Source organism: Marinobacter sp. KM021 (genome assembly GCF_050707965.1).
GTDB classification, from domain to species: domain Bacteria; phylum Pseudomonadota; class Gammaproteobacteria; order Pseudomonadales; family Oleiphilaceae; genus Marinobacter; species Marinobacter shengliensis.
The window spans coordinates 1,184,169-1,203,485 of the sequence record NZ_CP136129.1 but is presented as its reverse complement, the minus strand read 5'-3'; the positions used below and the strand labels follow the sequence as shown (position 1 = coordinate 1,203,485).

At 57.2% G+C, this 19,317-nt stretch carries 13 protein-coding genes; 5 read left to right on the top strand and 8 right to left on the bottom strand.

Annotated elements, in window-relative coordinates; translation table 11 throughout:
* Positions 1 to 4 precede the first annotated feature (4 nt).
* The 6 genes from glgP (RVM24_RS05625) to glgC all read right to left on the bottom strand — a co-directional run bounded on the left by glgP (RVM24_RS05625) (position 5) and on the right by glgC (position 8,263).
* Positions 5 to 2,509 carry an alpha-glucan family phosphorylase gene (gene glgP / locus RVM24_RS05625; RefSeq protein WP_431475082.1) on the bottom strand — a complete coding sequence of 835 codons (2,505 nt, stop codon included), beginning with the start codon at positions 2,507 to 2,509 and terminating at the stop codon, positions 5 to 7.
* Positions 2,510 to 2,524: 15 nt separating this feature from the next.
* The gene (locus RVM24_RS05620) at positions 2,525 to 3,295 is read right to left on the bottom strand and encodes an SDR family NAD(P)-dependent oxidoreductase (RefSeq protein ID WP_431475081.1); all 771 of its coding nucleotides are present in this window, start codon (positions 3,293 to 3,295) and stop codon (positions 2,525 to 2,527) included.
* Positions 3,296 to 3,344: 49 nt separating this feature from the next.
* Positions 3,345 to 3,686 carry a PilZ domain-containing protein gene (locus tag RVM24_RS05615; protein WP_061332924.1) on the bottom strand — a complete coding sequence of 114 codons (342 nt, stop codon included), beginning with the start codon at positions 3,684 to 3,686 and terminating at the stop codon, positions 3,345 to 3,347.
* Positions 3,687 to 3,808: 122 nt separating this feature from the next.
* A complete protein-coding gene (malQ, locus tag RVM24_RS05610; RefSeq protein ID WP_342632480.1) occupies positions 3,809 to 5,284 on the bottom strand; it encodes a 4-alpha-glucanotransferase in 1,476 nt (491 codons plus the stop codon).
* Positions 5,281 to 7,008: a glycoside hydrolase gene (locus RVM24_RS05605; protein WP_431475080.1), complete on the bottom strand. Its 1,728-nt coding sequence runs from the start codon at positions 7,006 to 7,008 to the stop codon at positions 5,281 to 5,283. The genes malQ and RVM24_RS05605 overlap by 4 nt, the downstream gene beginning before the upstream one ends.
* On the bottom strand, positions 6,998 to 8,263 hold the full coding sequence (gene glgC / locus RVM24_RS05600; RefSeq protein ID WP_431475079.1) for a glucose-1-phosphate adenylyltransferase: 1,266 nt from the start codon (positions 8,261 to 8,263) through the stop codon (positions 6,998 to 7,000). The genes RVM24_RS05605 and glgC overlap by 11 nt, the downstream gene beginning before the upstream one ends.
* 205 nt (positions 8,264 to 8,468) lie before the next feature.
* Between glgC and glgB the strand changes: the two genes are divergently transcribed.
* From glgB to glgP (RVM24_RS05585), 3 genes are read left to right on the top strand one after another with little or no spacing between them, the layout of a single operon-like run.
* Positions 8,469 to 10,358: a 1,4-alpha-glucan branching protein GlgB gene (glgB, locus tag RVM24_RS05595; RefSeq protein WP_431475078.1), complete on the top strand. Its 1,890-nt coding sequence runs from the start codon at positions 8,469 to 8,471 to the stop codon at positions 10,356 to 10,358.
* Positions 10,355 to 11,821 (top strand): glycogen synthase GlgA, encoded by a 1,467-nt coding sequence (glgA, locus tag RVM24_RS05590; protein ID WP_286249746.1) that lies wholly within the window; start codon positions 10,355 to 10,357, stop codon positions 11,819 to 11,821. The genes glgB and glgA overlap by 4 nt, the downstream gene beginning before the upstream one ends.
* Before the next feature lie 33 nt (positions 11,822 to 11,854).
* On the top strand, positions 11,855 to 14,407 hold the full coding sequence (glgP, locus tag RVM24_RS05585) for an alpha-glucan family phosphorylase (protein ID WP_431475077.1): 2,553 nt from the start codon (positions 11,855 to 11,857) through the stop codon (positions 14,405 to 14,407).
* A 1-nt stretch (position 14,408) separates the two neighbouring features.
* Here the strand turns inward: glgP (RVM24_RS05585) and RVM24_RS05580 are convergent, their stop codons facing one another.
* Positions 14,409 to 15,614: a 1-acyl-sn-glycerol-3-phosphate acyltransferase gene (locus RVM24_RS05580; protein WP_431475076.1), complete on the bottom strand. Its 1,206-nt coding sequence runs from the start codon at positions 15,612 to 15,614 to the stop codon at positions 14,409 to 14,411.
* Between the two features lie 170 nt (positions 15,615 to 15,784).
* On the opposite strand from RVM24_RS05580, the gene recQ reads away from it, so the two are divergent.
* Positions 15,785 to 17,656, top strand: a complete 1,872-nt coding sequence (recQ, locus tag RVM24_RS05575; RefSeq protein ID WP_138437443.1) for a DNA helicase RecQ — start codon at positions 15,785 to 15,787, stop codon at positions 17,654 to 17,656.
* Here recQ and RVM24_RS05570 read toward each other — a convergent pair.
* A complete protein-coding gene (locus RVM24_RS05570) occupies positions 17,647 to 18,201 on the bottom strand; it encodes a PaaI family thioesterase (RefSeq protein ID WP_061332915.1) in 555 nt (184 codons plus the stop codon). The genes recQ and RVM24_RS05570 overlap by 10 nt on opposite strands.
* 149 nt (positions 18,202 to 18,350) lie before the next feature.
* On the opposite strand from RVM24_RS05570, the gene RVM24_RS05565 reads away from it, so the two are divergent.
* Positions 18,351 to 19,283 carry a hypothetical protein gene (locus RVM24_RS05565; protein ID WP_420193941.1) on the top strand — a complete coding sequence of 311 codons (933 nt, stop codon included), beginning with the start codon at positions 18,351 to 18,353 and terminating at the stop codon, positions 19,281 to 19,283.
* Positions 19,284 to 19,317: the final 34 nt, after the last annotated feature.

Here is a 19,317-nt window from a genome sequence, read left to right as displayed (position 1 = left end):
CCGATTAGCGATACCAGAGCACGTGCTGATCCTCTAACGGGATATGAAGCAGCAGGTGGTGTGGGCGAATCCTTGGGGTGTAATGATCCTCCGGTCGGTATGGTACCGATACCGAAAACAGGTAGCTGTCTTCCGCACCGGGCAGGCTTCGTTCAAGCGTCATGGGCTGAACAATGCGCCCACCGTATTCCGAAGCCTCAGCCACCAGCTCGAACATCACCTGATCTGGGCTTAGTCCGTCGAGGTACACATCCAGGGTGAACACCCGCGTGCAATCTTCCTGCTGGCTAGTGAGTCTTCCAAAGCGCAATCTTGGCCAATGCTGGGCAATTTGTTGCTGCCATTGGAGCAATTGTCTGGCGGTTTCGGGGTTCCTCTGGTTGCCCTTGGCAATCATCGGTAGGTAGAAAGCATCAACGTATTCCCGAACCATGCGATTGGCGGAATAACTGGCGGTTAACTGGTCCATGCTGGCTCGCACCCGTTGTAACCAGCTGGCCGGCAGGCCCTCGCTGTTGAGCTGGTAGAACTCGGGAACCACTTGTTCCTCCAGCAATTCGAAGAGTTCGTTTGCGTCGGCGTCATCGTGCTGGTCGGAATGGCTGAGTTCTTCAAAAGTGGCACCAGGCCGAATGGCCCAGCCCACGTTCTCGTTCCAAGCTTCTGCCCACCAACCATCGTATTGGGACAGGTTCAGGCCACCATTTACCAGCACTTTCATGCCGCTGGTGCCACAAGCTTCCCACGGGTGCCTCGGGCAATTGAGCCACACATCAACCCCCTGAATAAGCTGGTTGGCCACAGCAAGGTCATAGTCCTCAATGAACACTACCCGGCCCTCGGCCTCGGGGCGCCTGGAAAAATCCTTCCAGCGCTTGATCAACGCCTTGCCTGCGGCATCGTGGGGGTGAGCTTTACCCGCTAAGACGATCTGAAGTGGTCGGTCGCGACAGCATAGTAACGCCAGCAGCCTTTCCGGGTCATTTAGCAGGAGATCCGGGCGTTTATAGCTGGTAAAACGTCGGGCAAATCCAAGCGTGAGGGTTTCCGGGTCTAACAACAATCCGCACGCGGCCTCGACACTGGAGCCAACCTTGTGCTCGCAGTGTTGGCTTCGCAGGCGCTTGCGGAGATAGCTGATCAGCCGTTTGCGCTGGCTCCTGCGCATTTGCCATAGCTCGTCGTCAGTGATGGACTGCAGCGGGCAGGATTGGGTTAGCGGCCGGCGCCACCGCTCCTGGCCGCAAGCCCTGGTCCACAAAGCATCGGATTCCGGTGAGTCCCAGCTGGGAGTGTGCACGCCGTTGGTCACGAACTCGGCCGGGATGTCGTCAGCAGGCCAGCGCCCAAACCAGGGCTGGAAAATTGCCTGGGTAACCTTGCGGTGGATCTGGCTTACACCGTTAAAGCGGCCGCTCATCCCAAGCGCAACGCCGGCCATGTTCAGATCGCGGCTGCCACCGTTGGCGATTTCAATGAGGTTGTGCAGGCAGTTGTTGTTTTCGGAAAGCCAGGGTGAGAGGTAGAGTTCTGCCAATTCCGGCGCAAATCGATCAAAGCCGGCGGCCACCGAGGTATGGGTGGTAAACAAATTGGTGGCACGGGTTGCTAGTCGGGCCGTTGCGAAATCCGATTGATTGGCCTTCTGCCAGCAATGGGCGCGTTCGATCAGCGCCAGTGCACTGTGCCCCTCGTTGATATGGCATACGGCAGGCTTGCGCTGCAGCAGCTCCAGCAATCGCCAACCACCAATACCCAGTACCATTTCCTGCTGAATGCGTTTTTCGGGGTCACCACTATAAAGTTCACTGGTGATGCCCCGGTCACCGGGTTCATTACGGGGGTCGTTTGCATCCAGCAGCAGTAATTCGCATCGGCCAACCTGGCCTTTCCAGGCCCTCAACCGAACATCCCGTCCCGGGAACGGAACCGTTACCCTTGCCCACTCTCCGCTTGGGTCTCTCACAGGTGCCACCGGCAGCATGGTTGGGTCGTTGTAGGGGTAAAACTCCAGTTGTTCGCCGTCCGCACTCAGGGCCTGGCGAAAATAACCCTGCTGGAACAGCAGGCCGACCGCCATCACCGGCACGCCGAGATCACTGGCGGCTTTGAGGTAATCGCCCGCCAATACGCCAAGGCCACCGCTGTACAACGGCAAAGACTCAGACACACCGTATTCCATACAGAACCAGGCAACGCCCTCACCAAGTTGGCCATCGCAGGTATCGGAATACCAGGTATCCGCCTCGTTCAATGCCTGGAGGTGACTGGTCTGGGCCTGGTATACGTTGAGAAATTCCGGGCTCTCTGCCAGCGCCAGCAGATGTTCAGAGGACACACTATTGAGTACCAGCCAAGCGTTTTGTGTCGACTCCCAGACATCTTCATCCAGCAATCGCCATAGCTGATCACTGCCATGATGCCAGCTCCAGCGCAAATCCAGCGCCAGTGGCATAAGCCCCGACAGCTGAGCTGGCAGGGCCCGCATGGTGTAAGCGGCAAGCGTCATGGCCGTGGCTCGGTGTTAGTGCGCTGTATAGCCGCCGTCGATAACCAGTTCGCTGCCAGTGATAAACTTGGACTCATCAGACGCCAGGTAAACGATGCCCCAGGCAATGTCATCGGGCTCCCCCATGTGGCCCAACGGATGCAAGGCCGCAGTCGCCTGTTTGGCTTCTTCCGGGTCCATGCCAGTGGTTTTCAGGTGATTCTCAACCATAGGCGTCCAGATGAATCCCGGGTGAATCGAATTGGCGCGAATGCGGTCTGGTGCGTATATCATCGCGTCGGTCTTGGTCATCAATCTCACCGCGCCTTTCGACGCGTGGTAAGGCGGAACATCTGGAGCGCTTACCAGGCCGTAGATGGATGAAAGATTGATCAGGCTGCCGCTGCCCGCTTTTTTCATGTGCGGTATCGCGTGCTTCGTGCAGAAGAAAACACCTTTTACATTAACCGCCTGGACCCTGTCCCACTCCTCCTCCGTCAGTTCATGGGTCGGTTTGTTGGTGCCGGATATGCCGGCATTGTTAACCAATACGTCGAGCTTGCCGAATTTTTCCGCAACGCTATCGATAGCCTCTTTTACCTGGGCCTCGTCTGCCACATCACAATGCCAATAGGCCACTTTGTAACCCTTGGCGGCCAGTTCCGTGGCGAGCGCTTTACCGGCCTGGTCAAGAACATCCAGTATGCCAACCGCTGCGCCCTCTTCCACCATACGTTGAACGGCGGCCTTGCCAATTCCAACGGCTCCGCCAGTCACTGCTGCAACCTTGCCTGCCAATCGTGCCATGTTATCCATTCCTTCTTGCGGCTATTCTGTTGGTGCGGTCTGTGCCGCCCTAAACCCTGAATCCAGTGAGCAAAGATTGGCTTTGAAGCCACTGGACCAACTCTGCAATCACGTCCACCTCGTTATCCGTTCCATCAAACCCCAAACCAAGCCCGCCGGAAGAGCGGCGAATAACGTGCGCATTCAGCACCCGGTGGCAATCCTGTCCCTGATCCGGAAGCTTGAAGGCCAGCTGAATGGGCTGGTTCAACCGGATGTCGGCGTAATCAGTCGCCACAAACAATCCTCGCCGGGAGGCGTCCTGGATTTGCCCGGTGGCTACGGGCATTCCCCGTTTGTACACCAGTATAGGTAATTCGCCCTCAATGCGCTGGCTAAGCCGATGCTCCATGATATCCCCCTGCATTTACTCAACGTAAAATACCCTTCGATAAACACACCCGCTCCTTGTATTTAAAACTGGTCAAGGTTTAACCATCTTGACGCTGGTCAATTAATAACCAATCGTCAGTTTTAACGTCCGTAGAGGTTGACCATAGACCGCAGGGAATCAGACCGCGCCAGCGATTCATAGTTCTCTGGCAACTGCCAGATCCAGTTATTGGAGGTTGTGCCGGGTGTGTTGAAGCGGGCACTGGAGTCCAGACCAAGAAGGTCCTGCATGGGAATCATCACCAGCCCCGAGACAGACCCCAGCGCCGCCTGGATAATCTGCCTTGGAATGCTGTCGTCGGTGAGCCGAAGGTACTGGTTTACGTGATCCCGGGTACGTTCATCCAGGCTCTGGTACCAGCCCAGGGTGGTGTCATTGTCGTGGGTACCGGTGTACACCAGGTCATGCTCTTTATGGTTATGAAGTAAGTGAGGGTTGGTTGCGCTGCCATCAAAACCAAACTGCATGACCGTCATGCCGGGCAAGTTAAACCGCTGCCGAAGTGCCTCGACATCGGCCCCGATGATGCCCAGATTCTCCGCAACCAGCGGCAGTTCCGGGAGTTGCTCAAAACACGCTGACAGGAAGGCATCGGCGGGGCCCGCCACCCAGTGTCCGTTCACCGGGCGGGCATCTGCCGCAGGAATTTCCCAGAACGCCTGCAGGCCCCGAAAGTGATCAATCCTGAGCAGGTCGAATTTTTCCTGCTGGCTGGCCAGCCGATCTATCCACCATCGATAACCATCGGCGGCCATAGCTTGCCAGTCATAGAGTGGATTACCCCAGTGCTGACCATCAGGAGAAAAATAGTCCGGAGGCACGCCGGCGACGACCAGGGGCTGGCCCTGAGCATCCAGCTTGAACATGTCGGGGTGGGCCCAGACATCGGCGCTGTCGTGGGCAACAAAAATGGGGATATCCCCGAACATCAGCACGCCCCGCTCCCGGGCATATCGGCGCATTGCCTGCCATTGCAGATGAAAAACAAACTGTTCGAAACAGACCTGTTCAATGGCGTTACCGTGCCGGGCTCGGAATGCTTCAAGAGCCAGTGGTTCCCTGCGCCGCAGAGGCATTGGCCATTCATACCAGGGAATGCCGCCATGGGCATCCCGGATGGCGATGAACAAAGCAAAGTCATCCAGCCACGCCTTGTGGTCGGACAGGAACTGTCGCCAGGTATCCTGGTTGGTGGTTACGGGTTGTTGGCCGGTGGTCGCTAAAAAACGCCCTGCTGCGATTTCAAGGGCGCGGCCTCTGGTCTCCCGCGCTAGCTCATCGGTACTGAGCAAGTCCAGATAAACAAGCTCCGACAGGTCAATAAACTCAGGGTTGCCGGCGTGGGCGGATAACGACTGATAAGGGGATAAATCGGAATGGGTAGGTCCTGTTGGCAGGGTTTGCCAAACCGTTATGCCTGCGTCTGCCAGATAGTCGACAAATCGCCGGGCCTGTTGCCCAAGCTTGCCGTCATTTCCTGGCAAGGCAGTTGGATGTAGCAACACACCTGCACGACGACGGGAAAATACCGGTGCGGGAGTCAGTGCTCCACTCATTCCAGCCCCCCGGCCTCATGCCCCGGGCGCATGGCCCCGCCCCGCGCAGGCTCTCCCCCACCCTGGCTGATGGGCTGGAACAGGCGGGCAGGCGCCGGGTAGCCAATGTTGTCGTAGAGGTTGGCCAAATGCCGGCGATAAAGATGTTCAAAATCCCGAACCACCGGAGCCGGGTTGTAGTCACCAAACCACCAGAACCAATCCGACCCCTCACAAAGGCCGAGTTGGTAGCTGGCCTTTTCTTTCTGTTCGGTGGTCAGGCTGTCATTGTCCATAACACGGTCATAGTGTTGTTTGGCTTCGCAAAGTAGGTCCCACGCTCTGTTCTTGTCCGGGTCACCAATCCAGGTTGAGAAAGTGCCGTAAATCCAGCTTCCGGCCACAAGGTGCGGCAGTTTCACGGGATCGCACACCGGCTCGCTCAGCAGGTTCCGATAGGTAGTCAGCCGCAGGGTCTTATGGTTTTCCAATACACGATATAGCTCATCCAGAAAGTAGTAGCCGTTCTCCGGGTAGTACTCCCAGGCGTTCTCACCATCGAGAATCACAGAAATAACCGGGCAATCCCCTGCCTTGCTATTACTGGCAATATTCTCCATGTGATGGACCAGGTCGCCAACGGCGTCTTCCGCGTGCCAATCTGCGTAATTGAAGCCAATCAGATCCGACAAACCGTCATCGCGGAAAAACACGGTTACCGGCTGTTCCCCGAACAGGAAAGGACGGTGAATGGGAGGCTCCTTGCTCAGCGCCCCCTGTTCTCTAGCCAGGCGAAAGCTGTTGTGACCCACGGAATCGCCGCTCGCGGTCCACTGAAAGCCGTGTTCACCAAGCAAAGCCAGGGTATCCTGGCTCAAGCCACCTTCAGACGCCCAGCAGCCTGCGGCCTGCTCACCAAAAAATCGCTGAAATACCTGCTGCCCCATACGAATGTGCCAGTCTGCCCGGTCCTTGCCGCCGGGATAGGTCGAATGCTCGGGCATACGGATATCCGGCATGGCCTCCCTGGCGGAACCGAAATCCAGTAACAGCGGTACGATAGGGTGAGCCCAGGGGCTCATGGCCAACTCTGCCTGGCCAGTTTGCGAAAGGTGGCGGTACCTGGGTCCAAGCCCTGCCATCAGCTCTTCGATGACGTTTAATAACGCTCTCCGGTCTTCCATGGTGAACTGATGGCTTTTCTCCTGCAGGGTCTGGATCACCGGGTGAGTACGGCGCACGGTTTCTCCCATCCACCCCAGGTGGTACCAAACCAGCAGGTCCACCAGTAGTTGCGGTGAGATGTAACGCTGGATATCCGGGCGGGTGCGATAGAAGCGGGCCAGTTCCGACAGCCGTTTATAAGGCGCAAACCGCTTGATGATCCGGTTTTCGTTTGCTCTCAGGCATTTTTCCATCAGTTCCAGAAAACCAGGAGAGCCGGGCTCGGGCAAGGAGTCAGCCACCAGTGCTGCCAGCACCGGGTCGCTCACTGCCGTACCGCTGTGTCGCCAGCGCTCAATTTGAACCAGATATTCTTCTATCTGTTCCAGCAGCACCGGAGCAAAATTCACCACGGCCCTGGCATCTGGATGAGCCTCCAGGTGCGCTGCCATATCAACATAATCCTTGATGCAATGCAGGTAGACCCAGGGGAACAGAAATTCGCCGGTGTGCTGGTCCTGGTACACGGGCTGGTGCATATGCCAGCAAAGCACAACGGGGGTGCGATGGTTAGAGTCCATGGGGGTAATCCTGCCCGAGCATCTCGGGAGTGATCAGAACAACGCCTTTGGGCGAAACATGGAAACGGTTTTCGTCTGCTTTTTGGTCAAACCCAATGCGGGTGCCATCCGGGATTCTGCATCCTCGATCAATGACAGCTTTGCGAATGTGGCAATGGCGGCCGATATCTACATCCGGAAAGATGACAGCGTCCTCAACCGTGGTGAACGAATGCACACGCACCTGTGAAAACAGCAATGAGTGGCGAATTCGGGCCCCGGACACTATGCAGCCTCCGGCCACCATGGAATCAACGGCGGTTCCCCGGCGGTCCTCATCGTCAAATATGAACTTGGCCGGCGGTAGCTGCTCCTGATAGGTCCAGATCGGCCAGTGGGCATCGTACAGGTTGAGTTCGGGGCTCACGTCTATCAGCTCAAGGTTCGCTTGCCAGAGTGAATCGATAGTCCCTACGTCACGCCAATAGGCCGGCTTTTTATTGACAGGATCCCGGAACGGAAAGGCACACACATTAAGACGCCGTATGACCGACGGGATGATGTCTTTTCCGAAATCATGTGAAGAGTCGTTGTTAAGCTGATGATCTCGTAGCAATTCATCAAAAAGAATCCGGGTGCTGAATACGTAGATGCCCATGGACGCGAGGGCTTTATCGGGTTGTCCTGGCATGGCCTTCGGTACCGCAGGCTTTTCCTCAAACTCGGTAATCCGTAGTTCATCGTCCACCGACATCACACCGAAGGCGGTGGCGTCTTCAATCGGCACTTCAATACAGCCAACGGTAATGTCTGCCTCATTCTCCACATGAGCGGCCAGCATGGTGCCATAGTCCATTTTGTAAACATGGTCGCCGGCCAGGATCAGCACGTACTCTGGTTCATGGCTGCGAATAATGTCGAGATTCTGCAATACTGCATCCGCAGTGCCCTCATACCAGGAGGTTTCAATGCGCTGTTGGGCGGGAAGCAATTCCACAAACTCATCAAGCTCACCGCGCATGAAGCCCCAGCCCCGCTGTATATGGCGAATCAGGGAATGAGACTTGTACTGAGTAATCACTCCGACCTGGGCGATGCCGGAGTTGATGCAATTAGATAACGGGAAATCAATAATCCTGAACTTGCCGCCGAAGGGCACGGCGGGCTTGGCGCGCCACTTGGTGAGATCCTGGAGTCGGGAACCGCGCCCCCCGGCAAGAACCAGAGCGAGAGTTTGCCGTGTAAGACGGCTGACGAAGCGCTTCGCAGTATGCATGACACCTTCCCTGAAAACCTTGGTGGCCTTCCTTCCCTGTTTGAGCAGATGAAGGGAGAGTCGACATCAATTTGACACTGATACTAATATTAGAACACTAGCAGAAGATTATGACGTAATATTGTCTTGGGTCATTATTTGTACAGGCCCAACGGCGTTCAATAACGGTCATTGTCCTGCCATCCTGATCGGGAATCGAAGGTCTATGGAAAGCCCTGCCTTGAGCGAGTTCGATCTCCACCTGTTTGCCGAAGGTCGCCATTGGCACATTTACAATGTGCTGGGTGCCCACCCTCTCAGGGTCAGCGGGAAAGAAGGCGTGCGTTTTGCCGTCTGGGCACCCAACGCCCGCTCAGTCAGTGTGATTGGAGATTTCAACGGCTGGAATTCGGCCCAGCACGTGATGCGGGCGAACGAAAGCTCGGGGGTCTGGTCGCTGTTTATACCGGGTGTCCGGCCCGGGGCCATATACAAGTTTGCGATCAGCACGGCTCGCGGTGAGATCATCAAAACTGACCCTTATGGTCAGGCTTTTGAGCATCGGCCCTCCAATGCCGCCGTGGTCACCGAGCGAGGCCGATACCCCTGGGGCGATGGTGACTGGCTGGACAAACGAAGCCGTTTTGATTGGCAGCATCGCCCAATCTGTATCTACGAAGTACACCCCGGCTCCTGGCAACACCATGGCTCTGGCCGTTGGCTGACCTATCGCGAGCTGGCCGACCAGCTCGTCCCCTACGTTCTGGAAACCGGTTTCACCCATATCGAGTTGCTACCGATTACCGAGCACCCACTGGATGAGTCGTGGGGTTACCAGACCACAGGCTACTATGCGCCCACCAGCCGCTACGGGAGCCCGGATGATCTGCGTTACCTTATCGACCAATGTCATCAGAACAACATCGGGGTGATACTGGACTGGGTGCCGGGGCATTTTCCCGATGATGATTACGCCCTCGCCCGCTTCGATGGCACCGCACTTTACGAACATGAAGACCCACGCCGTGGTAGGCACCAGGATTGGGGTACCCTGATCTACAATTATGGCCGCCATGAGGTCCGTAATTTCCTGATTGGGAGCGCGCTGTTCTGGCTCGACGCCTATCATCTGGATGGATTACGGGTGGATGCCGTGGCCTCCATGCTGTACCTGAACTATTCCCGCGACGAAGGTGAATGGCTGCCGAATGACTACGGTGGACATGAGAATCTTGAAGCCATCGAGTTCCTGAAAGACCTCAACCGGGTATGCCAGAGCCGCTTTCCGGGCATCCTGATGATGGCGGAAGAATCCACCTCCTGGCCCAGAGTAACCCGGCCGCCGGAAATTGGCGGGCTGGGTTTCAACCTGAAGTGGAACATGGGCTGGATGCACGACACCCTGCGTTACTTCCAGCAAGATCCGGTGTACCGGCAGTATCATCATGAAAAACTCACGTTCGGCCTTCTTTATGCATTCTCCGAGAACTTCCTGCTGCCGTTGTCCCATGATGAGGTGGTACACGGCAAGTCCAGCCTGATCCAGAAAATGCCGGGTGATGAATGGCAACAACGGGCCTCATTACGCCTTTTATTCAGTTACATGTACACCTATCCCGGCGCCAAGCTACTGTTTATGGGCGGGGAGTTTGGCCAGCGCCGTGAATGGAGCGAAAAGCGGGAGCTGGACTGGCACCTGCTTGAACACGACGCGCATCGGGGCATACAAACGCTGGTCAGGGATCTGAACGGTTTGTATCGCCGGGAGCCCGCCCTCCACGGCCGGAACTTCACCGGTGCGGGGTTTGAGTGGATTGATTGCCACGACTCGCCGCAATCGGTGATCAGTTATGTGCGCAAAGGTGGGCAGCAGCAGGAAGTTCTTGTTGTTATCGTCAACTTTACGCCCATCCCGCGCCAACATTATCGAATCGGGGTGCCCATTGGCGGGGCCTGGCAGGAAATCTTCAATTCCGACTCCACTTATTATGGCGGCAGCAACCTGGGCAACCCTCTCCCATTAATCGCCGATGACCAGCCGTGGATGGCACGGCCATCCTCTCTGGAGGTAACCCTGCCTCCCCTGGCGCTGATCATTCTGAGGGCAGCACCATGACCCGCATCCTGTTTGCCACAAGCGAGGTCTACCCGCTGGTGAAAACCGGAGGCCTGGCGGATGTTTCCGCAAGTCTGCCCGAGGCCTTGTGCAAGCTTGGTTATGATTGCCAGATACTGTTACCCGGTTATCCCGCTGCCCTGGAAGCGGCCCGAGGGGCAGGTTCGCGCCGCAAAACCCGTTTCCGTTATGGCCAGTATGACGTTGCCCTGTGGCAGACACGTTTACCCGGAACGGCCGTCAGTCTCTGGCTGGTGGACTGCCCGGCGCTGTTTGATCGCCCCGGCGACAGCCCCTACCAGAACGATGATGGTGAAGACTGGTGGGATAATGCTCACCGTTTTCATCTTTTTGGCCGAATCGGTGCCATGATGGCACTGGGGCAGCTTGGGTTGTCCTGGCAACCCGACATTGTGCATTGCAACGATTGGCAGGCAGGGCTGATCCCGGTGTTCCTGGAGAACGCCCAACACCCGCCCAAGAGCGTGTTTACCATTCATAACCTGGCTTATCAGGGGCTTTTCAGCCACGAAACCTTTCGGGCCCTGAGCCTGCCGGACTTTCTCTGGCGCATGGAGCTGCTTGAATTCCACGGCCAGCTGTCCTTTATCAAAGGCGGCCTGGTGTTCAGTGACGCCATCACCACGGTTAGCCCCGGCTACGCCGAGGAAATCCAGACACCTTGGTTTGGCTACGGACTGGATGGCCTGCTGCGCCATCGTTCCCGCCACCTGCACGGCATTCTCAATGGCATTGACACCCGCGCCTGGGACCCGGAACAGGACCGATGGTTAGACTTCCATTACGGCCCCGGCCACCTGAAAAACAAGGAACAGTGCAAGGCGCGCCTGGCACAGGAGCTCAAGCTTGAGGCCAGTGGTGCTCCCCTGTTTGGCTTTGTGGGTCGCCTGGTGGAACAAAAAGGCCTTGACTGGCTATTGGCCGTCACGGTGCCCCTGCTGGAGCGCGGCTGCCAGTTTGCCATCCTGGGGTCGGGCCAAAGCCACTACCAGGTGCGGCTGCAGGAACTGGCACGGGCATGGCCCGGGCAGCTGTCATTGACCCTGGGCTACAACGAGGGCCTGGCGCACCGCATTACCGCCGGTGCAGACCTGTTTCTCATGCCATCGCGCTTCGAGCCCTGCGGGCTGAACCAGATGTATAGCCTTCGCTATGGCACCGTGCCGGTCGTCCACGGCGTGGGTGGCCTGAACGACACCGTATTCGACCCGTCAGAAGTCACTGCCGACCAAGCCAATGGTTTCGTGTTCCGGGAACCCACACCCGATGCGCTATTCCAGGCGGTCGAGCGTGCCCTGCAGACCCTTGGCACCAGGAAGACATGGCGGCGACTGCAGGAAAACGGAATGAGCGCAGATTATTCCTGGAAACAGCGCGCCAGGGATTACGCAACGCTTTATCAGAACCTGTTGACCGGCAATGGCCGGATACACGATGACTGAGACAGTGCCAGTGGCCGCAAGGAGGTCATGATCATGCACAAGGCAACGGAGTTCCGGCTGGAAGCCCGCCCCCATATTCCGGAGGCTATTGAAGGGCTTGAGGTTCTGGCTAACGATTTGTTCTATAGCTGGGATCATGGGGTACGAAGCCTCTTCGCCCGCATCGATCTTCGATTGTGGCAAAAGGTTGAGCACAACCCGAAACTGTTCCTGCGCCGGGTGTCCCAGACCCGGCTGAATGAGGCATCAGAAGATCGCGCCTTCATGGCGGAATACCGCCGGGTACTGTCCAGTTACGATGCCTACCTTGAATCCGAGCCCGGGGCCGGTGTTCTGGAGTCACTCGACCCAAAGACCAGCCTGGTGGCCTACTTCTGTGCAGAGTTTGGCTTCCATGAAAGCTTTCCCATCTATTCCGGCGGCCTTGGCATTCTGGCCGGCGATCACTGCAAGGCCGCCAGCGATCTGGGCCTGCCGTTCGTGGCCGTTGGGTTGCTGTATCAGCAGGGTTACTTCATCCAGACCATTGATGCCCAGGGTCAGCAAATCGCGCGCTATCAGAGCCACTCCAGTGATGAATTGCCCATTACCCCGGTGGAACGAGACGGAAAACAACTGACAGTGTCCGTGCCCTTTCCTGGCCGCGATGTCCACGCCAAAGTCTGGATGGCAAGGGTCGGGCATATTCGCCTGTACCTGCTGGATTCCAACACGCCGGAAAACAACGCAGACGACCAGGCGCTGACGCTGCAGCTTTACGGTGGCGACTTCAGCACACGCGTAAGTCAGGAGATGCTGCTCGGGATCGGTGGCGTGCGGGTGCTATCTGAACTCGGGATCAAGCCGACAACCTGGCACATCAACGAAGGCCACGCCGCGTTCCAGATTCTTGAACGGTGCCGCATGGCCATGGCGGAAGGTCTGCCATTCAGTGCGGCGTTGGAAGCCGTTGCAGGTTCAACCCTGTTCACCACCCACACACCCGTACCGGCTGGCCACGACATTTTCCCGCGGGATCTGATCGCCCATCATCTTGGGGCCTATGTAGAGGAGTCAGGGCTGGACTTTGCCGAAGTGTTTGCGCTGGGCTCAAAAAATGGCGACGACAGCTTCAACATGACCAGTCTCGGGCTGCGCGGCTCACGCTTCCACAACGGCGTCAGCCGTATCCACGGCGGAGTGGCCTCGCACATGGAGGGAGATATCTGGCCCCAGGTGCCAGCCAGGGACAACCCGATCCAGTACATCACCAATGGCGTGCATGTACCAACCTTCCTGGCACCGGAGTGGGCGAGTCTGTTCGACATGCACGCCCCAACCTGGAAGAGCGAGTTGCTGAACCCGGACTTCTGGCACTTCATCGACAAGATTCCGGACTATCACTACTGGAGCGTTCACAAGGCGCTTAAACAACAGATGGCCGAATACACCGTGCGTCGGCTCAAGCGCCAGCACAAACGAAACGGCACCGGGCATTCGGTAACCGAGCGCATGGCCCGGCAGCTGGCCTCGCCTGAAAAAGACGCCCTGGTTATCGGCTTTGCCAGGCGCTTCGCCACCTACAAACGGGCCACCCTGATCTTCTCCGACCTGGCCAGGCTGGAACGACTGCTGACCAATCCAGATCACCCCGTGGTGCTTGTGTTCGCGGGCAAGGCCCATCCCCAGGACCAACCCGGCCAGCAACTGATCAAGGTCATCCATGGGTTATCCATGCAGCCCTCCCTGATGGGCCACATCATCCTGCTCGAAAACTATGACCAAGCCATGGCCCGACGACTGCTCAGCGGCGTGGATGTCTGGTTGAACACGCCCGAGTACCCGAAAGAGGCCAGCGGTACGTCCGGAGAAAAAGCCGCGCTTAATGGTGCCCTCAACCTCAGTGTTCTGGACGGCTGGTGGGGAGAAGGTTATGACAAAACCAACGGCTGGGCGATTACCCCAAGGGATACCGGGCTGGACCCGGAGTTTCGCAATCGGGAAGAGGCCAGGGACCTGCTCGATCTGCTGGAACAGGACATCATCCCGCTCTACTACAACCGTGCGTCACAGGGCTACTCCAAGGGTTGGGTAACCCGCTCAAAAGCCTCCATGAAGACCATTACGCCGAGATTCAACGCCCAGCGCATGGTAATGGACTACGTTCGCAACTATTACCAGCCCGCCACAGCGCAAGGTAAACGCCTGACTGCCGATGGCTTTAACCTGGCCACCGAGCTGGCAGAGTGGAAGGCACGAGTCAGGGCCGCCTGGGATGGTGTGTCGATTCACGTTCGGGGTTGCGTGGACGACCAATGTGCCTGGGATGAATCCGTGGAACTGAGCATTGGCGTTAGCCTGAATGGCCTGGCTCCCAGCGATGTTCGGGTTGAATGTCTGGTGACGCCGGAATGTGCGGGTACTCACGCAGAACCCGGGCCAGATCGGTTTTTTCTGGAACCGGATGGCGAAAAAGATGGACAGACCCTGTTCAAAACCCAGGTGCAACCGCCCTACCCTGGGCTGCAAACGCTCCGAGTGCGAATGTACCCATACCATGACGCACTCACCCATCCACTGGAGATGGGCGCCATGCTCTGGGCCTGACTTACTCAGCCGGCGACAGAACCGCCTCGCCGATGTTGTTTGCGGCGAGGGCGTTCACCACCGGGTTGGCGTACATGTCGAGCAGATACGGGCGAATGGCCGCATCGCAGGCCTCCAGCCGCCGCTCCATTTCTGCCTTGGCGGCTTCCAGGTCTGCCGGTGACCAGGTTTCCGCCGTCACAACACTCTCGCTCACACTGCCCGGTGTCTCGTGAGCTTCCGGGTGAACACCCCGCATCTGGTAGGCCACCAGGTTGGACGCATGCAGGTGATAATTGGCATGCATTTCATGATCAATCCGCGACGCCAGGGCCTTCGGGTTATCTTCCGCATCGGCGATCGGCGCGCCGAAATGCACATGAACGTGCCCCTTGTATCCGGTCAGGCCTCTCATGATCTGATTTGTATCTTCGCCTTCTGCTTTCTGGTAATTGCCCGTTCTGGCCCTTACCTCCAGTTCCCGGGCTTTGTCCGCATCGCAGGGGTCGTATTCATAGGCGATGGAAACCGGCACGATGTGCAGCCGGTTCATGGCCTCGTCAAACTCCAGCCCGGATTTCTTTCGGCTCATGTAGAGCATCTTGATGATGGCCGGGTCTGTCACATCAATGCCGTCTTTGGCGCGGCCTTCGCGCTGGGCAATCCAGATGCTGTGGTTGGTATCAATGCTGTGATTGATGAACCCGGAGAGGGTCAGGTAGGCGTCCCGCATTTCCCGGGGGCTGGTCATGTTGCGGCGCACCACGAAACTCTTGTTCAGCCGCATCATCTCCGCGAATACCCGGTTTGCCAGCAGGTTGTCCCCGATGGCAATACGGGTGGTGTGAAAGCCGTTCTGGAACAGCAGATAGTTCACCACCATCGGGTCAAACACAATATCCCGATGGTTGGAGATAAACAGGTGCGCAGAGTTCTTGCTCAGATTTTCCAGGCCGCTATGAGTCACCCTGGACGTGGTACTTTCAACCAGGTCGCCAACATAGCCGGACAAGCCGGCCTGCAAGTCATCCACCCGATGGTAGTGGCCGAAATTCCGAACCAGCCAGCGCTTCACAAACATTCTCAGCAGGGCCGGCGCCCACTTGGCCGCAACCGGTGATTTGAACCGGCCAACCATGTCCAGGAAATCCGGGTCGTTAACCAGGCGTTGAATCGCGGGGGCGGTTTCTTCATCCGAATAAGGTCGGATCGCGTCAAATTCCTGCATGCATGCCCTGTTGTTTTTCGAAATGGTTAATCACAGTCTCTGAAGGGGCGCTATTGTATCCTTTCTCTTGTCGCTTTGCCTCCATCCCAAAAGGTGTATTGACCACTCCAGCGGCAGTATCTGGTATCATTTCGCCCCGAACTTCACCCGCCCAAAGGCTGACAACCACCATGTATCCGGACCAGGACTTCGAGCAACTGACCCGCGAACCGCCTTCCTCCGCTAACCGCAGCCCGGAGCAGGTACTGCATGAGGTTTTCGGGTACGAGAGTTTCCGCCTGCTACAGGGAGAGATTGTTCAGGAAGTTGTAAATGGTGGCGATGCCCTGGTTCTGATGCCCACCGGCGGTGGTAAATCGCTCTGTTACCAGGTGCCCGCGCTGGTCCGCCCCGGCACGGCCATTGTTATTTCGCCCCTGATCGCGCTGATGCAGGATCAGGTGGCTGCGTTGCGGGAACTCGGTGTGAGAGCGGCATTCCTCAACTCCACCATGGATTATGAGCAGGCCCGAGCAACCGAATACGCATTGATGACCGGCGAGCTTGATTTGCTCTACTGCGCACCGGAAAGGCTGATACAGCCGCGCACCATCGACCTGCTGCACAACGCGTCGTTATCGTTATTTGCCATTGACGAAGCCCACTGTGTATCCCAGTGGGGCCATGACTTCCGTTCCGACTACCTTCAGTTAAGCATGCTCGCCCAGGAGTTCCCGGGTATCCCACGGATAGCCCTGACGGCAACGGCGGATGAGCGAACCCGTAAAGAGATTGCCGAGCGCCTGTCCCTGACCACTGCCCGGCACTTTGTCAGCGGTTTTGATCGCCCAAATATTCAGTATCGTATCACTCCAAAAACAAATGCAAACAAGCAGTTGTTGGATTTTATTAAAGCAGAACATGAAGGTGATTGCGGGATTGTCTATTGCCTGTCCCGCAACAAAGTCGACGCCACCGCCAGGATGCTGGCGGACAAAGGCTACACTGCCCTGCCTTACCACGCTGGGCTGGATGCCACAGCCCGGGCACGCCATCAGGAACGGTTCCTGCGCGAGGACGGCGTTATCATCGTGGCGACCATTGCTTTCGGGATGGGCATTGATAAACCAGACGTTCGGTTTGTCGCCCACCTGGATTTACCCAAAAGCCTCGAGGCCTATTACCAGGAAACCGGCCGGGCTGGCCGGGACGGCAAGCCGTCCACCGCCTGGATGGTTTACGGCCTGCAGGATGTCATTAAGTTGAGACAGATGCTTGAGGCATCGCAGGGCAACGACCAGTTTAAACGGGTAGAACGCCAGAAGCTCGATGCCATGCTTGGCCTCTGCGAAGTTACCCGCTGCCGCCGCCAGGTACTGTTGCGTTATTTTGGTGATGAACTGGAGCAGCCCTGTGGTAATTGCGATACCTGCCTCACCCCCCCTGAGACCTGGGATGGCACGGTGGCCGTGCAAAAGGCGCTGTCCTGTGTGTATCGTACCGGGCAGCGCTTTGGCGTTAACTACCTGATTGACGTGCTGCGCGGCTCCGAGAACGAACGTATTCTTCAATCTGGACACCAGGCCATTTCCACCTATGGTATTGGTACCGAGTTATCCGCAAACGAGTGGAAATCGGTGTTCCGCCAGCTGGTTGCCAACGGCTACCTGCGGGCAGATCCGGAGGGCTATGGCGCCTTACAGCTCACGGAGCAGTGCCGCCCGCTGCTGAAGGGTGAACAGGCTATCGAGTTACGCAAAGACCCGGTGGCCAAAAAATCCTCATCGTCCAGATCTGCCGGTAAACGCTCGGGCCCGGCAATACGTGAGCAGATTACCGACCAGGCCGGTTGGGATGCGTTACGGGCGTGCCGGAAGGAACTGGCAGATAAACAGGGCGTGCCGCCTTACGTGATTTTCCACGACACCACCCTGTTCGATATGCTGGAACGCCGCCCGGAAACCCTGGAGCAACTGGCAGAGGTCAGCGGCGTAGGGGCCGCCAAGCTGGAGAAATATGGCGAGGTCTTCCTGCAAACCCTGCGGGAAATTGCTCAGTCCTGAGGCTTGAAACCCTTCTTGCGCACCCGGTAATGGGCCAGCGAGGTGGCCACGTGGTTGCCCTCTTTGTCTTTCAGCTTGCCTTCCAGGGTGAACTTCGCCCGGCCGGTGGCATCGGCGTCCGCCAGAATGGCGGCAACCGCTTCCGGCGCCAGTGAAAACTCTACCGTGACATCCGAATTGGCCGGCTGCAGGAACTCGAGGGTCATCTCCTTGAGGATCGGCGTATAGGCAGGCCCCAAGTCAAACAGCGACAGTACGCCACCGGGAATTTCCGCCACCAGGAAATAGGCACCGGCGTACAGGCTGCCAAAATGATTCTTGTTGCCCTTGAGCTTTATTTTCGCCCGAACATAACCGGGGCGCATCTCTTCGACACTGAAGCCGTTTCGCGGTGCAAAGGGAATGGCGAGTCCAATCAGGCGGTTAACAGTGGCATAGCTGCCGGTTTTCTTAAGCCATGCAACAGGCTGCAGAAGCGTGGCTTTCGGGTCGCTCGCGGTTACCCACTGGCCAGCGGTGCCGATAAGTGTATCAATGAGTGCCATATTCAGGGCTCCAGAGAATGGTTTTTCGGGATCATTACAGCCGAACGCGCGTGCTTCAAGAATCTTTTACAGTATTTTTGAAAGTTATCCGGTTTCAGTAACAGATTCTGTTCTACAGTTAGGGGGCGCGCCACTTAAGGAACAAGGCATTGGTTGCACGAAATCGTTTCATTCATCGTTATCTACCGGGGTTTCTTCTGGCCCTGTGTTTGTCCTTGCCCGCTCCAGCCATGTCGGTCGAACCGGATGACAAGCGCACCTTTATTCTTTGGTACCGGAATTACGATAACCCGGCCATCCGGTCACTGGTGGAACTGGCACTGGCCAAAACGTCGGAATACGGCGACTTCACGGTCGTGCGCAGTGAGGAGCTGAGCCAGGGCCGGGTACTGCGAGAGTTGGCCAACAATAATAACCGGCTGGTGGATATTGCCAATGTTGCGACCACCGCTGAACGGGAGGAATTTCTCAATCCTATTCCCTTGCCGGTAGACGGCGGCTTGCTGGGCTTTCGGGTGTGTCTGGTGTTACCAAAGCACCTGCCCCAGTTCGAGGGCATCCAGAACATAGATGACCTGACTTCAAGAAAAATCCGGATTGGCCAGGGCTCTCACTGGCCAGACACGCCGATTCTCGAGGCCAACGGCCTGCAGGTGGTTACCCACACCCGCTATGAAATCCTGTTTGGTATGCTGCGCAATGAACGTTTTGAATGCTTTGCCCGTGGCGTTGGTGAAGTATTGTTTGACCTTGAACACAATCGGGCAGACGATCTGGTCATCGAACCCAACATTCTGTTCGCCTACCACATGCCATCCTATCTTTTTGTCGCTCCAAATGATCAGGAGGCCGCCCATCGGTTACAGCTGGGAATAGAACGCGCCATCAAAGATGGCAGTTTTGCAGTTTACCTGAAGCGATGGTTCGGTCGCGCAGTGACAGAGCTTGGACTTGAGCAGCGCAAAGTGATAACCCTGGAGAACCCGTACCTCAGCGAGGAATCCATGTATGTGGGGCGGCACACTTTGGAAAACCTGCGTCGCCGGCTCGATTATCTGAGCCAGATTGCCTCACCTGATTGAATGGTTATGACCCGCTGGCCGTCCATGGCCAGCC